This window comes from Parabacteroides sp. ZJ-118 (assembly GCF_011038785.1).
Lineage (GTDB): Bacteria > Bacteroidota > Bacteroidia > Bacteroidales > Tannerellaceae > Parabacteroides.
Window position 1 is genome coordinate 68480 of record NZ_JAAKDT010000003.1, and the last position, 14366, is coordinate 82845.

Sequence of the window (14366 nt, forward strand, 5' to 3'; positions counted from 1 at the left end):
GGTTTTAATATGACATAACAATGCTTTTGGATGATTATCTTCGCATTAGGCAGCTTCCCTGTATGTATGTTTCAGTAGGATAATTGTAGATGTTGTCGAAAAATGTATATCTTTGCTTACTGTTAGAAGGAAAAGCAAATGAGGAAGTTTATGAGAAAAATCGGAATGTCGCTGATTGCCGTGATGCTGATTGTACCGGCGATGGCCCAGGTCTCTTTCGGCGTACGTGCCGGAGGCGCTTATTCTTCGTTGATCCAAAAGGTAGACGATCGGTATGAGTCGGGAGCCCGCTTCGGTTTCAGCGTAGCGGGTTTGGCGGACATCCCTTTGAGCAAGAATAAGAAATGGTCGCTTCGTCCCGAGGTGGCGTTCGTGAACCAGGGTGGCGCTTATTACTCGAATCAGGATATGCATGGAATGGCGCTTTATAACAAATGTTGGTATTACTCTCTGCAGATACCCGTGAATGTGGCATATACATTTACCCTCGCGGATGTTTATCTGTCCGTATTCGTCGGCCCTACCTTCGATTGGTCCTTGTTTGGCGAGATGAAGAGCCGGGAGACCAATCCGGATCTCCATTTCGGCGTGTCCGAGGAGAAGGATTTGAAACCTTGCGATTTTGGTTTGAGTGTTGGCCTGTCGGTGGAGTATAGTAACTTCTTCTTCTCCGTAAGCTCCCTGTGCGGCATGATAGACCGCCGTGCTCTGAAGCGTGACGGCGAGACTTCCGTTTACCAGAACAACGTGACACTTTCTTTGGGATATTACTTCCGGAAGTGACGGAAGTGACGCCTTCATAATAACTTGAAAAATAATTAGATTTGTTTGGTATTTCGGATAAAACCCGTACCTTTGCGAGCCGATTGTTATCAAATTGTACTAAGAGTTTAGTTCTTAGCACGTTGTTGCGTCATGTGTCCGTTGCAACAATGTTGGTAAGGCTGGTTTTTTGAGTTATTAATTAATTTAATTTTTAAGCAGTGGATACTTTAAGTTTTAAGACCATTTCTGCAAACAAGGCAACTGTAAACAAAGAGTGGGTCATTGTTGACGCCGAAGGCCAGACGTTAGGTCGCCTTTGCGCTAAAGTAGCGAAGCTTTTGCGCGGTAAGTACAAACCCAATTTCACTCCGCACGTTGACTGTGGTGATAACGTAATCATCATCAATGCAGACAAAGTCGTTCTGACTGGTAATAAGTGGAACGATCGTATTTATTTGAGATATACCGGATATCCCGGTGGACAGATTGAGTATACTCCGGCTGATCTCTTGAAGAAAGGCGGCGACCGTCTGTTCCGTAAAGTAGTAAAAGGTATGTTGCCGAAGAACCGTCTTGGCGCTAAATTGTTAGGCAACATGTACGTGTATGAGGGTACGGAGCACAAGCACGCGGCTCAACAACCCAAGTTAATCGATATAAACTCATATAAATAATCACGATGGAAGTAGTAAATGCAATAGGAAGACGTAAGGCGGCAGTCGCTCGCGTATTCGTTAGCGAAGGTACGGGAAAGATCACGGTCAACAAGCGTGAGCTGGAAAAATACTTCCCTTCTTCAATCCTTCAGTTTATCGTAAAGCAGCCGTTGGCAAAGTTGAACGTCGCGGAGCAATATGATATTAAGATCAACCTTGACGGTGGGGGTTTTAAAGGTCAGTCTGAGGCTGCCCGTTTGGCTATCGCTCGTGCGTTGGTAAAGATTAATCCGGAAGACAAGGCCGTCTTGAGAGCGGAAGGATTCGTAACGCGCGATCCTCGTGCTGTTGAGCGTAAGAAACCGGGGCGTCCGAAAGCTCGTAAGAGATTCCAGTTCAGTAAACGTTAATGTTATTTGTGAGTCCCTTACAAGTAAAGCGAAGCGTTTAGTATCTAAATTGTCGGGATTCTTTTTACATGCGGACATGCGGAAAGACTACCTGATGGTTGAAATTAAACAAAGAAAGTAAACGATTTAAGAAAAAAACAATGTCAAGAGTAAATTTTGATCAATTATTAGAGGCTGGTGTACACTTCGGACACTTAAAAAGAAAGTGGAATCCTGCTATGGCTCCTTATATCTTCATGGAGCGCAATGGTATTCATATCATTGATCTTTATAAAACAGTTGCTAAAGTAGACGAAGCTGCTGAAATAATGAAGAACCTGGCTAAACAGGGTAAGAAGGTTCTTTTCGTGGCTACCAAAAAACAAGCTAAACAAGTTGTCGCTGATAAGGCTGCTTCCGTAGGAATGCCTTACGTTATCGAGCGCTGGCCGGGTGGTATGTTGACCAACTTCCCGACGATCCGCAAAGCGGTCAAGAAGATGGCTGCTATCGATAAGATGACAAAAGATGGTACATTTGATAATCTTTCCAAGAGAGAAAAACTTCAAGTCACTCGCCAACGCGCTAAGTTGGAGAAGACGTTAGGTTCTATCGTAGATCTTACTCGTCTTCCGTCGGCTTTGTTCGTCGTAGACGTGATGAAAGAGCATATCGCTGTTCGAGAGGCTAACCGTTTGGGAATCCCTGTATTCGGTATGGTTGATACGAACTCTGATCCGAACAATATTGACTACGTTATCCCGGCTAACGATGACGCTACAAAGTCTGTAGAGGTGATCTTGGGCGCTATCTGCGAGGCTATGAACGAAGGCCTGCAAGAGCGTAAGGCCGAAAAAGTTGACACGGCGGAGGCTGCCGAAGAGGCTCCCAGGAGAGAGCGCAAGGCAAAGGCTGCTGTCAAGAAAGAACGTACGAAGAAAGAAGACGGCGATGCGTTGAACGCTAACGTTGCCGGTAAGTTCGCGAAAGACGAAGAATAAAATTCGGTTGACATTTTAAAAGATAAAAGAAATAAAATTATGGCTGTAACAATGGCTGATATTACCAAGCTGCGCAAAATGAGTGGAGCTGGTATGATGGACTGTAAGAAGGCTTTGACCGAGTCTGGCGGTGACATCGAGAAAGCAATGGAAATTATCCGTAAAAAAGGACAGGCTATCGCCGCTAAACGTTCTGATCGTGAGGCCGCCGAGGGTTGTGTATTGGCTAAGAAGGATGGCGAGTTCGCCGCTATCATCGCATTGAAGTGCGAGACGGACTTCGTGGCTAAGAACGAGGATTTCGTAGCTTTGACTCAAGCGATCTTGGACGCTGCCGTGGCTAACAAATGCCGTACTTTGGACGAGGTGAAAGCTTTGCCTATGGGTAAGGGTACGATCCAAGACGCCGTTACGGATCGTAGCGGTATCACGGGCGAGAAAATGGAGTTGGACGGTTACTGCGTAGTTGAAGGTACTTATACTACCGTATACAACCATATGGGTAAGAACCAACTTTGTACAATCGCCGCTTTCAACAAGGAGTCTGAGGTTGCCGCTCACAATGTCGCTATGCAAATCGCCGCTATGAACCCGATCGCTATCGATGAGGCCGGTGTTCCTGAGTCTGTAAAAGAGAAAGAGATCCAGGTCGCTATCGAGAAGACGAAGGCTGAGCAAGTGCAGAAGGCTGTGGAGGCTGCGTTGAAGAAGGCCGGTATTAATCCTTCGCATGTAGACAGCGAGGCTCACATGGAAAGTAACATGGATAAGGGTTGGATCACGGCTGAGGATGTAGCGAAGGCAAAAGAGATCATCGCTACTGTTTCTGCCGAGAAGACCGCTAACCTACCTCAACAGATGATCGAGAATATCGCTAAGGGTCGTCTGGGCAAGTTCTTGAAAGAGGTTTGCCTGTTGAACCAAGAAGACATCATGGATGGCAAGAAGACGGTAAGGGAGACCATGAAGGAGATCGATCCTGAGTTGCAGATCTCGGCGTTCAAACGGTTTACCTTGCGTGCTGAATAATTACGGTAAATGCATGAGATAGAAAGAAAAGGCTGTCGGATCCGATCCGACAGCCTTTTCTTATTTTAATGCGGCCAACGCATCCTTAATGCGTTTGATCGCCTCCGTGATATTCTCATCGCTGGTAGCATAGCTCATGCGGATACATTCAGGCGCACCGAAAGAGGTACCGCCTACGCAGGCTACATGCGCTACTTCCAAGAGATACATCGCTAAGTCGTCCGCGTTATTGATCACCCGGGGTCCATCGGTCTTACCGTAGTAATAACTACATTTGGGGAAGAGGTAGAAAGCGCCTTCCGGTTTGTTAACCTCCAGGCCCGGAACTTCTTTCGCCAAATTGACGATTAAGTCGCGACGGCGTTCGAAAGCCTTGCGCATCTCCTCGACGGGTTCCTGTGAGCCCGTATAAGCCGCTTCCGCCGCTTTTTGAGATACGGAGCAAGGGCCGGAGGTATATTGTCCTTGTAGTTTATTAACCGCTTTCACGATCCATTCCGGTCCGGCGATGAAACCGATACGCCAGCCGGTCATCGCGTACGCTTTGGAAACGCCGTTTACGATTACCGTACGGTCTTTCATCCCTTCGATAGAAGCGATACTGTTGTGTTTGCCGATATAGTTGATATGTTCATAGATCTCATCCGCGATAACGATGATATCCGGATGTTTTTTCAATACGTCCGCCAAACCTGCCAGTTCCTCGGCGCTGTAAACAGAACCCGTCGGGTTGGAGGGTGAGCATAGGATCAACGCTTTTGTCTTGGGTGTAATGGCCGCTTCCAACTGAACCGGAGTGATCTTGAAATTCTGCTCGATACCAGCCGGGACGATAACGGGAGTGCCTTCCGCCAGCTTCACCATCTCCGGATAGCTTACCCAGAAAGGAGCTGGGATGATAACCTCGTCCCCCGGATTTACCAATACCATGACTGTGTTACAAACGGATTGCTTGGCGCCGTTCGCGCAAGAGATCTGGCCTGCTGTATATTCCAGTCCATTCTCGTTCTTCAATTTGGCGACGATGGCATCGCGCAATGCCGGGTAACCCGCTACGGGAGAATAACGCGAGAAGTTGTCGTCAATCGCCTTCTTCGCGGCTTCTTTAATGAAGTCGGGAGTATTGAAATCGGGTTCTCCCACACTTAAATTGATAATATCGATGCCTTGAGCTTTCAACTCGCCGCTCTTTTGTGACATCGCCAATGTTGCTGAGGGCGATAAACTCGCTAAACGATCTGAGACTTGTGTCATAATTGTATATTATTTAATGTTGTGCAGTACATGACCCATGCGTTCTTTCTTCGTTTTCATGTAGAATTCGTTATAGGGATTCGGTTTTATCTCGATAGGAACATTCTCTACCACCTCAAGTCCATAAGCTTCCAGGCCTACACGTTTTACCGGATTATTGCTCATCAAGCGCATTTTCGTTACGCCGATATGACGTAAGATCTGTGCTCCGACACCATAATCTCGCTCATCCGCTTGATGGCCTAAATGCAAGTTCGCGTCCACCGTATCCAAACCATCCTCTTGGAGCTTGTATGCTTTTATCTTCTCCATCAATCCGATGCCTCGTCCTTCTTGGCTCAGGTAAACGATAACCCCTTTGCCTGCTTGTTCGATGCGGCGCATGGCCTCGTGCAGTTGCTCTCCGCACTCGCAACGCATGGAACCGAAGATATCACCGGTAGCGCAAGATGAGTGTACGCGTACTAAGATAGGCTCATCTTTCTCGAGTTTACCTTTTATCAAGGCGATATGTTCCAATCCATTGCTTTTCTGGCGGAAAGGAATAAGATGGAAATGTCCGTACCGGGTGGGGAGATCTACCTCTACTCCGTTCTCTACGATCGATTCGGTTCGGAGGCGATAAGCGATCAGATCCTTGATGCAAATGATCTTGATGCCGAATTTCTTGGCTACCTCGATTAATTGCGGCAGACGTGCCATGGTCCCATCCTCGTTGATGATCTCGATCAAGGCCCCGGCGGGATATAAACCGGCGAGTCGGGCCAAATCCACGGCTGCCTCTGTATGACCCGCACGGCGAAGCACGCCGCGAGAGCGAGCACGGAGCGGATTGATATGCCCGGGACGTCCCAGATCGGATGGCTTGGTCTTTGGATCGGCCAATGCCAAGATCGTTTCCGCACGGTCGTACATGGAAACGCCGGTCGTGCACTTCCCGCCTAATTTATCGACTGTTATCGTGAAAGGAGTACCCAGTAAAGAGGTGTTATTGGCAACTTGCATCTCCAGTTCCAGCTCTTGGCAACGTTCTTCCGTGATCGGGGCGCACAATACACCTCGTCCGTTTTTCAGCATGAAGTTGATTTTTTCCGGGGTTACTTTCTCGGCTGCGATGATAAAGTCTCCTTCATTCTCCCTGTCCTCGTCGTCTACAACGATTAAGAACTTTCCTTCGCGGAAATCCTCGATAGCCTCTTCGATGGTGTTTAATTGAATCTCGCTCATGTGTATTGATTATTTTATATCCGAGTTATTTTTCAGCAAATGTAGTGAATATATCATATGGATCAGCTCCTTGCTGGTCTTTTGAATCATGACGATATCATGCCGTAGCCATTTGCGTTGGTATGTAGCCAATAGGTAGATCGGCAATCCCAGCGGGAGGAAAAGGCCGATAGCCAGCGCAAGCCTCCCATTTAGATATTTGCTTAGCTTGTTACTGTAACCTCCGATGACCGGGTAGTCCATCAATTTGTTCAGGAGCAGATTCTGGTCGGAATTACTTAATTCCTCCACGATATCTTCGGTGTCTTGAGCTAACAGTTCCGCTGTGCGATCTTTTCCTCCTTGTTTCCAAAATGTCAGATAATGGATCCAGCGTTTATGGTTTGTCAGATAAGTCGTACTCTCTTCCACCAATTTCTCCAGTCGGGGAAGAGTGGCCTCATAATCCGGGGTGTATATGATCACCTCTTTTCGTGCCACTTTTCGCCCTTCACGCTTGCCGATTAAGTTTTTCAAGGCATTCACGTAAGTGTCTGCATTCAAGATAACCGAATCTTTTACCGCTTTATAGGTCAAGAATATACCCATAGGCGTTAGGACTGCGGAACTGAGCCACATACCCTCCCATGCGTCCCAAACGCCGTCGCGCGCCATCTTGAAGCCCATATTATCTATAATATAATAAAAGATAAACAAGATTACCGAGATAACAACCGGTACGCCCAATCCTCCTTTGCGGATGATGGCTCCTAAGGGCGCCCCTATAAAGAAGAACATGATACAAGCGAACGATACCGTGAATTTCTTATGCCATTCCGTCAAATGGCGGCGTACCTTATAAGCCTCATCGCCAACCGTGGCCGCACGGAAATAATAATCTGTCTTGATATTCTCGATCGAGGATTTGGCCCGACCTAATAAGGCGGCCTGGCTACTCGCTGCCTGCGCTTGGTAAAGACTGTCGAAATCCAACTGGATGGTAGGAGTGATTACTGGCGGTTTTTCCTGCCGCTCGTCGGGTTGTCCCTCGATTTCACGTTCTTTTTTAGCTTGTAAGAACTTTAGTGTCTTTACATAGGAGGCATCGTAAATGTTTCTTGCGTTCACGTTCTTGATGCTATCCAAGCGTACGCCCATCGAGTCGATAGAGGTTTGTAAATCTTCCAAGTTCTTTCCCATATATTGGTTCTGCATGAAAGATTCGTCGGTACGGTTGAAATTCCCGTCGAATTCAATCAAGATATCCTTGCTGCTGAATGATTCCCGTCGGTAGGGGACGGCGGTTCTCGTTTGCGTCGTGTTGGTCTGGCTTTTACCTACGTTCTCGAAAGATTCACCGTTGAATAAGGATAGGACAAGGAATAATTTATCGGCGGATGTCTTTAGCCGTCCGGAATCCGCTACGATTACGCGTGCGTTATTGAACCCTTCCGAATAATCATAGATCATCACGTCTTTTAGTAAACCGTCCTTCGGCTCCTTTTTCTTCACATATACGTTGAATCCGGGAATATCTTTATAGAATGAACCTTCCGGAATATCCAATTCCGGCGATTTCTGGCGCATGGAATATAATAATGTATATAGCTTGACCTGGACAACGGGCATTACGTTGTTTTGGAAGAAAAAGGCCCCCACGCTCACGAATAGGAGCGTTATGATTAAAGGACGCATGATATGTATCAATGATACCCCGGCCGACTTCATGGCCAGTAATTCCAGGCGTTCCCCCAAATTCCCGAAAGTCATCAATGAGGCCAATAGAATAGCCAAGGGGAGTGCCATCGGGACAAGGAATAGGGCCGCGTACATAAACATCTCCGCCAATACGGGGATGCCAAGGCCTTTTCCTACCATATCGTCGATGTATCGCCAGAGGAACTGCATCAACACAATAAACAGACAAATACCGAATGTCATAAGAAACAACGGCAGGAATGTCTGCAGCATAAATGTATATAATCGTTTTATCCTCAACATTGCCTAATCGGGTTGAAGGGGCAAAAGTAGTGTAAAAAACGATAACACCCCACGGATTTCTGTAAAACTACTCTAAATACCAAGCGTTCGCTTCAAATCCTCCACTTGTGAGTCCCATAAGTTAATGGAATCCTTTTTCTCCCCGGGGTCGGAGAAATCCGTAATCTCAAGCGCCGTAGAGCCCGTTAATTCGATCGTGTGGATTATAAATTCGAAATAGGCATTCTCATCTTCCTCATCCACCCAGCGGTAACGGACAAAGTTCTCCGGCTTGGAGTCGATCACTGTTGCCTCCTGGATCTCTTTGCTCCATTTAAAGGTATAGTGATTACCCCTTATAATGACCTCGTCGGCGAACCAAGCGGAAAGTCCCAGAGCGGTGGTTAGGTGATTCCACAAGCTTCGTCGCGAAACTTTATCGAAGATGTATTCGATATGAAACTTTTCTTTTTTCATTGCTCTTATCCTTATATTTGCCGCAAGTTACATAAAAGATTTGAAAACGACTAATTTTAACGCTGAAAAAAGGAACTAACAACTAATTGTTTAGATGAATGCCTTAAAAATTAGGCGATTTTTTCATTGAAAATGTTGTGTAATTCAAAAATAACCCCTACCTTCGCACCGTCAATGAGAGAAACGGTGACAGCAACAAGATGGCGAGATAGCTCAGCTGGTTAGAGCGCATGATTCATAATCATGAGGTCCCCGGTTCAATCCCGGGTCTCGCTACTGAAGAGGAGAGAGGTTTACGAGAGATCGTAAGCCTTTTTTTGTCAGCCCAGCACCGACGTGCCATTCGGATTAATTTTTTCCGCAAAAAGATAAGGATATTTTGGGAACTCATTGAGTTTTCGTATATTTGCGGGCGATTGAGTGAAGTTGAGGAGGGGGCGGGTAGTCCCCTTCTTTTGTTCTTAACAGATATGTGTATGATAGAAAAGAAAGTGATAAGCCAATTCATAGAGGAAAAATTAGCCTCTTCAAGCAATTATTTAGTAGACGTAGTGATTAAACCGGGAAACCTGATCGTCGTTGAGATTGATAGCGATGAGGCGGTAAGCATCGATGACTGCGCTGAGTTGAGCCGGTATCTGGAGGAGCATCTGGATCGTGACGTCGAGGATTATGAGCTGGAGGTTGGCTCCGCCGGTATTACATCTCCCTTCAAGGTGCTTCGCCAATATGTCAAGAACATCGGGAATGAGGTGGAGATGCTGCTGAAAAACGGCTCGAAGCTGACAGGCGTGTTGAAATCCGCCGACGAGAACGGCGTGGTGGTCTCTGTCGAGAAGAAGGTGAAGCCGGAGGGCGCTAAGCGGAAGGTGACCGTGACAGCGGATCAGTCGTATATATTTGATGAAATAAAATATACAAAATACGTAATAAGATTCAAGTAAGATTATGGCCAAGAAAGAGGAAACAATCAGCATGATTGACACCCTTGCGGAGTTCAAGGAGTTGAAGAATATCGATAAGGATACGATGATTAGCGTTTTGGAAGAATCGTTCCGTAACGTGATCGCCAAGATGTTTGGTACGGATGAGAACTATGACGTGATTATCAACCCTGAGAAAGGGGATTTCGAGGTCTGGAGAAACCGTACGGTTGTGGCTGATGATAAGTTGGAGGATGAGAACTTGCAGCTCACGTTGACAGAAGCCCGTAAAATTGACGCCGACTGTGAGGTGGGCGAGGAAGTGACCGACGAGGTGCATTTCGCGGAATTCGGGCGCCGCGCGATCTTAAACTTGCGCCAGACTTTGTCCTCGAAGATACTTGAATTGCAGAAAGACAGCTTGTTCGCTAAGTATAAGGATAAAATCGGTCACATCATCGCCGCCGAGGTCTATCAGGTGTGGAAGAAAGAGATCCTGTTGCTGGATGACGATGGGAATGAGTTGCTGCTGCCGAAATCCGAGCAGATCCCGACCGATTTCTACCGTAAGGGAGAGACCGTACGCGCGATCGTCCAACGTGTGGATAACCTTAATAACAACCCGAAGATCCTTCTCTCCCGTACGGATAAGGTCTTCTTGCAACGGTTGTTCGAGTTGGAGGTCCCGGAGATCAACGACGGCTTGATTACGATCAAGGCGATCGCCCGTATCCCGGGAGAGCGCGCCAAAGTGGCTGTCGAGTCATACGATGACCGCATCGATCCGGTAGGCGCCTGCGTAGGTATGAAAGGCTCTCGTATCCATGGTATCGTTCGCGAGCTGAGAAACGAGAACATCGATGTGATTAATTACACCTCAAATCTCTCTCTGTTTATCCAGCGTGCCTTAAGCCCGGCCAAGATCTCTTCCATCCGCGTAAATGAGGAGGAGAGGAGAGCGGAGGTTTATCTGCGCCCGGAGGAGGTCTCTTTGGCGATCGGTAAGGGCGGTCTGAACATTAAGTTGGCTTGCATGCTGACCGAGTATACGATTGACGTGTTCCGCGATATCGAGGGCGCGGACGAGGAGGATATCTACTTGGATGAGTTCGCCGACGAGATCGACAGCTGGGTGATCGACGCGCTGAAGAATATGGGATGCTATACGGCGAAGAGTGTCCTGGCTATGAGCCGCGATGAGATTATTGAACGTGCCGATCTGGAAGAGCAGACCGTGGACGATCTTCTAGCCATCTTGGCCGCGGAATTTGAAGATGAAGGTAACGAATAAGTAGTACGCAAAGTTAGATATGCCTATAAAATTAATTCAAGTACAACGAAAATTGAACGTGGGAATCAACACGGTGGTTGAGTTCCTGCACCGGAAAGGGTTCTCGGTCGAGGATAATCCCAACACGAGGATCAGTGATGAACAGTATGCTTTGCTCGTAAAAGAGTTTGGAAAGGATCTGCCCGCGAAAGAGCCTGATCGCGCGGCGGATCGCGCGCGGAAAGAGGTGCCTTCTGTGAAAGAAGAGAAGACCGCGGAAATAAAGACCGTGATACCGGAAGAATTCAGACCTAAGATCGTGAAGAAGGGTTATATCGATTTGGAGAGCGGACAACCTAAAAGACAGCAGGAAGAGCCGAAGGTGAAGGAGGAGCCGGTGGTGAAAGAAGAGCCAGTTAAAACCGTGCGGCCTGCGCAGGCTCCCGCGGAGGAAAAAGAAGAAAAAGTTATAGTAGTGGAAGTAGAAAAAGAGAAACCCGTAGAGACGCGACCGGTTGCCGCGGAACCCAAGGTGGAAAATGTGATGCCGGAACAGGAAGTAGAGAAGACCGCGGAAAAGGATGATAATCTTTTCCGTTTGACCTCGGTTAAATTGGAGTCGAAGATCAAAGTGACCGGTAAGATTGACCTGGACGCGCTCAACCAATCGACCCGCCCGAGGAAGAAAACGAAGGAGGAGAAGCGGAAAGAGCGCGATGAGAAGCAGCGGTTTAACGCGAACCGGCCGGGCAATACGGGCAACGCCTCGGGAGCGCCCCATAAAAATCCGAACGCGCCTGCCTTGGTTAAACCGAACGCGCCCGCTAAACCGGGGGAGGCCGGTGACGCGAAGAAGAAACGTAAACGGATCAAGAAAGATCGGATAGACGTGAATAATGTGGCGGGTACGAATTATCCGCGCCCCAATCGCGACGACCGTCCGAATAACGACCGTAAGCCTCGCCTGAAGAAGCCGGTGAAGGCGGAAGTGAGCGAAGAGGATGTTCAGAAGCAGATCAAGGAGACGCTGGCTCGCCTGACCAACAAGAATACGAAGAATAACAAGGGCGCCAAATACCGCCGCGACAAACGCGACGCCGCGGTGAAACGCGAGCACGAGTTGATGGAACAGGAGGAGCGGGAAAGCAAGGTATTGAAGCTGACCGAGTTCGTTACGGCCAACGATTTGGCGAACATGATGGACGTATCGGTAACGGAGGTCATCGGCACTTGCATGAGTATAGGCATCATGGTTTCGATCAACCAGCGTCTGGACGCGGAGACGATCAATATCGTGGCTGAGGAGTTCGGCTTTAAGACGGAATACGTAAGCGCGGATGTGGTCGAGGCGATCAACGCGGATGATGAGGAGGATAACGAGGAGGATTGGGTAGCCCGTCCGCCTATCGTGACGGTGATGGGACACGTTGACCATGGCAAGACCTCCCTGTTGGACAATATCCGTAACGCGAACGTAATCGCCGGTGAGGCCGGTGGCATCACGCAGCATATCGGAGCCTACAACGTGAAGTTGCCGAATGGCCGCCGTATCACCTTCTTGGATACGCCGGGGCACGAGGCGTTTACCGCGATGCGTGCCCGCGGCGCTAAGGTGACGGATATCGCCATCATCATCGTGGCCGCCGACGATAGCGTGATGCCCCAGACGGTTGAGGCGATCAATCACGCTTCGGCAGCCGGTGTCCCGATCGTTTTCGCTATCAATAAAATCGATAAGCCACACGCTAATCCGGAGAAGATCAAGGAGGAGCTGGCGAATATGAATTACCTGGTGGAAGACTGGGGAGGCAAGTACCAGAGCCAGGAGATCTCCGCGAAGAAGGGGATCGGTGTCGAGGATCTGTTGGAGAAGGTATTGCTGGAGGCCGACCTGTTGGACTTGAAAGCGAACCCGAAGAAACGCGCGGTGGGCTCTATCATCGAGTCTTCGTTAGACAAGGGACGCGGCTATGTATCTACCGTATTGGTGGAGAACGGTACGCTGAGGATGGGAGATATCGTCTTGGCGGGGACGCACCAAGGACGTGTCAAGGCGATGTTCAACGAGCGTAATCAACGGGTGGAGAAGGCCGGCCCTTCCGAGCCGGTATTGATCCTCGGCTTGAATGGCGCTCCCCAGGCCGGTGACACCTTTAATGTATTGGAGACGGAGCAGGAGGCGCGCGAGATCGCGAACCGGCGCGAGCAGCTGCAACGCGAGCTAGGCCTGCGTACGCAGAAGATGCTTACGTTGGATGACATCGGACGGCGTATCGCCGTAGGCAACTTCCAGGAGCTGAACGTGATCGTGAAGGGTGACGTGGATGGCTCCGTAGAGGCCTTGTCCGACTCGTTGATCCGCTTGTCTACCGAGGAGATCCAGGTGAACGTGATCCACAAGGCGGTCGGCCAGATTTCCGAGTCGGACGTGGTCCTGGCGGCGGCTTCGAACGCGATCATCATCGGATTCCAGGTGCGCCCCTCCCTGCAGGCGCGTAGAAACGCCGAGAAGGAGGGTGTGGAGATCCGTCTGTACTCGATCATCTACGACGCGATCGAGGAGGTGAAGAGCGCGATGGAAGGCATGCTCTCTCCGGAGATCAAGGAGGAGATTACCGCTTATGTGGAGGTCCAGCAGGTGTTCAAGATCTCCAAGGTCGGCACGGTTGCCGGATGTATGGTGAAGGAGGGCAAGATCAAGCGTACGAACAAGATCCGCCTGATACGCGACGGCATCGTGATCCATGCCGGCGAGCTAGGCTCCCTGAAACGTTTCAAGGACGACGCGAAAGAGGTCGTGGCCGGCTTGGATTGCGGCCTGAATATCGCGAACTTCAACGATATCCGGGTGGGCGACATGATCGAGGCTTACGAAGAGACAAAAATCAAGAAGACGTTATAACGATGAATGGGTTGGACATTATATTGCTATGTCTGGCGGGAATCGGATTTGTGAAAGGCCTGTTTGATGGAATCATCAAACAGGTTGTTTCGCTTATAGCCCTGGTGGTCGCGATCTTTTTCTGCGGGAAAGCGGCTGCCTGGCTGAAGGGATATATCCTGGCGCTGGGCTGGTTCCCGGAAGAGGGGGTCGCGATCTTGAGCTATATAGCGGGTTTCATCCTGATCATGGGGGTGTTTATCCTGGCGGGAGAGCTGGTTACCCGGGTGGTCGGGGCGACCCCGTTGAGCGTTTTCAACCATTTGTTCGGCGGCTTTTTCGGGCTGCTGGTCGTGTTGGTCTTTACCAGCTTGTTGTTGAACGTGCTGGAGTTCGTAGATCGCGAATCGGTCTTGATCCGTCGCCAATCGAAGGTGGAATCCCGTTTTTATTACAGCGTGAAGCAGATCGTGCCAACCATTTTCCCCCGTAACTTGTTTTCGTTGGGAGAATGATGGGCTTTTATCAATGGTTA

13 protein-coding genes and 1 tRNA gene are annotated in these 14366 nt (G+C 48.9%); 10 read left to right on the forward strand and 4 right to left on the reverse strand.

The features are described from left to right. Positions 1-150: 150 nt before the first annotated feature. From G7Y39_RS02035 to tsf, 5 genes are all read left to right on the forward strand, one after another. Complete coding sequence (locus G7Y39_RS02035; protein ID WP_165154604.1) at positions 151-783, forward strand: porin family protein; 633 nt, start codon at positions 151-153, stop codon at positions 781-783. Between the two features lie 200 nt (positions 784-983). Then, a complete protein-coding gene (rplM, locus tag G7Y39_RS02040) occupies positions 984-1439 on the forward strand; it encodes a 50S ribosomal protein L13 (RefSeq protein ID WP_165154606.1) in 456 nt (151 codons plus the stop codon). 5 nt (positions 1440-1444) lie between these two features. Then, a complete protein-coding gene (gene rpsI / locus G7Y39_RS02045) occupies positions 1445-1831 on the forward strand; it encodes a 30S ribosomal protein S9 (protein WP_165154607.1) in 387 nt (128 codons plus the stop codon). A 140-nt stretch (positions 1832-1971) separates the two neighbouring features. Beyond that, positions 1972-2811 (forward strand): 30S ribosomal protein S2, encoded by an 840-nt coding sequence (gene rpsB / locus G7Y39_RS02050; protein WP_165154608.1) that lies wholly within the window; start codon positions 1972-1974, stop codon positions 2809-2811. Positions 2812-2850: 39 nt separating this feature from the next. Beyond that, the gene (tsf, locus tag G7Y39_RS02055; RefSeq protein ID WP_165154610.1) at positions 2851-3840 is read left to right on the forward strand and encodes a translation elongation factor Ts; all 990 of its coding nucleotides are present in this window, start codon (positions 2851-2853) and stop codon (positions 3838-3840) included. A gap of 60 nt (positions 3841-3900) precedes the next feature. On the opposite strand, the gene G7Y39_RS02060 is transcribed toward tsf, so the two are convergent. The 4 genes from G7Y39_RS02060 to G7Y39_RS02075 all read right to left on the reverse strand — a co-directional run bounded on the left by G7Y39_RS02060 (position 3901) and on the right by G7Y39_RS02075 (position 8757). Continuing rightward, complete coding sequence (locus tag G7Y39_RS02060) at positions 3901-5094, reverse strand: pyridoxal phosphate-dependent aminotransferase (protein ID WP_165154611.1); 1194 nt, start codon at positions 5092-5094, stop codon at positions 3901-3903. A 9-nt stretch (positions 5095-5103) separates the two neighbouring features. Next, positions 5104-6321: a bifunctional 3,4-dihydroxy-2-butanone-4-phosphate synthase/GTP cyclohydrolase II gene (locus tag G7Y39_RS02065; RefSeq protein WP_165154613.1), complete on the reverse strand. Its 1218-nt coding sequence runs from the start codon at positions 6319-6321 to the stop codon at positions 5104-5106. A gap of 9 nt (positions 6322-6330) precedes the next feature. Beyond that, the gene (locus tag G7Y39_RS02070; RefSeq protein ID WP_165154694.1) at positions 6331-8271 is read right to left on the reverse strand and encodes an LptF/LptG family permease; all 1941 of its coding nucleotides are present in this window, start codon (positions 8269-8271) and stop codon (positions 6331-6333) included. Between the two features lie 102 nt (positions 8272-8373). Next, a complete protein-coding gene (locus G7Y39_RS02075) occupies positions 8374-8757 on the reverse strand; it encodes an START-like domain-containing protein (RefSeq protein WP_165154614.1) in 384 nt (127 codons plus the stop codon). Between the two features lie 202 nt (positions 8758-8959). On the opposite strand from G7Y39_RS02075, the gene G7Y39_RS02080 reads away from it, so the two are divergent. The 5 genes from G7Y39_RS02080 to G7Y39_RS02100 all read left to right on the forward strand — a co-directional run bounded on the left by G7Y39_RS02080 (position 8960) and on the right by G7Y39_RS02100 (position 14346). After that, positions 8960-9033: transfer RNA gene (locus tag G7Y39_RS02080), tRNA-Met, on the forward strand. A 200-nt stretch (positions 9034-9233) separates the two neighbouring features. Next, positions 9234-9701: a ribosome assembly cofactor RimP gene (gene rimP / locus G7Y39_RS02085; protein WP_206225135.1), complete on the forward strand. Its 468-nt coding sequence runs from the start codon at positions 9234-9236 to the stop codon at positions 9699-9701. 4 nt (positions 9702-9705) lie between these two features. Beyond that, a complete protein-coding gene (gene nusA, locus G7Y39_RS02090) occupies positions 9706-10971 on the forward strand; it encodes a transcription termination factor NusA (RefSeq protein WP_165154617.1) in 1266 nt (421 codons plus the stop codon). 19 nt (positions 10972-10990) lie between these two features. Then, positions 10991-13852, forward strand: coding sequence for a translation initiation factor IF-2 (gene infB, locus G7Y39_RS02095; RefSeq protein WP_165154619.1), 2862 nt, complete (start codon positions 10991-10993; stop codon positions 13850-13852). Between the two features lie 2 nt (positions 13853-13854). Continuing rightward, complete coding sequence (locus G7Y39_RS02100; RefSeq protein WP_165154620.1) at positions 13855-14346, forward strand: CvpA family protein; 492 nt, start codon at positions 13855-13857, stop codon at positions 14344-14346. The last annotated feature ends 20 nt before the right edge of the window (positions 14347-14366 follow it).

Excerpts from the sequence above, each read along its gene's own strand:
- G7Y39_RS02060 (WP_165154611.1), bottom strand. The coding sequence starts at position 5,094 with ATGACACAAGTCTCAGATCGTTTAGCGAGTTTATCGCCCTCAGCAACA.
- tsf (WP_165154610.1), top strand. The coding sequence starts at position 2,851 with ATGGCTGTAACAATGGCTGATATTACCAAGCTGCGCAAAATGAGTGGA.
- infB (WP_165154619.1), top strand. The coding sequence starts at position 10,991 with ATGCCTATAAAATTAATTCAAGTACAACGAAAATTGAACGTGGGAATC.
- rimP (WP_206225135.1), top strand. The coding sequence starts at position 9,234 with ATGATAGAAAAGAAAGTGATAAGCCAATTCATAGAGGAAAAATTAGCC.
- G7Y39_RS02075 (WP_165154614.1), bottom strand. The coding sequence starts at position 8,757 with ATGAAAAAAGAAAAGTTTCATATCGAATACATCTTCGATAAAGTTTCG.
- G7Y39_RS02065 (WP_165154613.1), bottom strand. The coding sequence starts at position 6,321 with ATGAGCGAGATTCAATTAAACACCATCGAAGAGGCTATCGAGGATTTC.
- nusA (WP_165154617.1), top strand. The coding sequence starts at position 9,706 with ATGGCCAAGAAAGAGGAAACAATCAGCATGATTGACACCCTTGCGGAG.
- G7Y39_RS02035 (WP_165154604.1), top strand. The coding sequence starts at position 151 with ATGAGAAAAATCGGAATGTCGCTGATTGCCGTGATGCTGATTGTACCG.
- rpsI (WP_165154607.1), top strand. The coding sequence starts at position 1,445 with ATGGAAGTAGTAAATGCAATAGGAAGACGTAAGGCGGCAGTCGCTCGC.
- G7Y39_RS02070 (WP_165154694.1), bottom strand. The coding sequence starts at position 8,271 with ATGCTGCAGACATTCCTGCCGTTGTTTCTTATGACATTCGGTATTTGT.
- G7Y39_RS02100 (WP_165154620.1), top strand. The coding sequence starts at position 13,855 with ATGAATGGGTTGGACATTATATTGCTATGTCTGGCGGGAATCGGATTT.
- rpsB (WP_165154608.1), top strand. The coding sequence starts at position 1,972 with ATGTCAAGAGTAAATTTTGATCAATTATTAGAGGCTGGTGTACACTTC.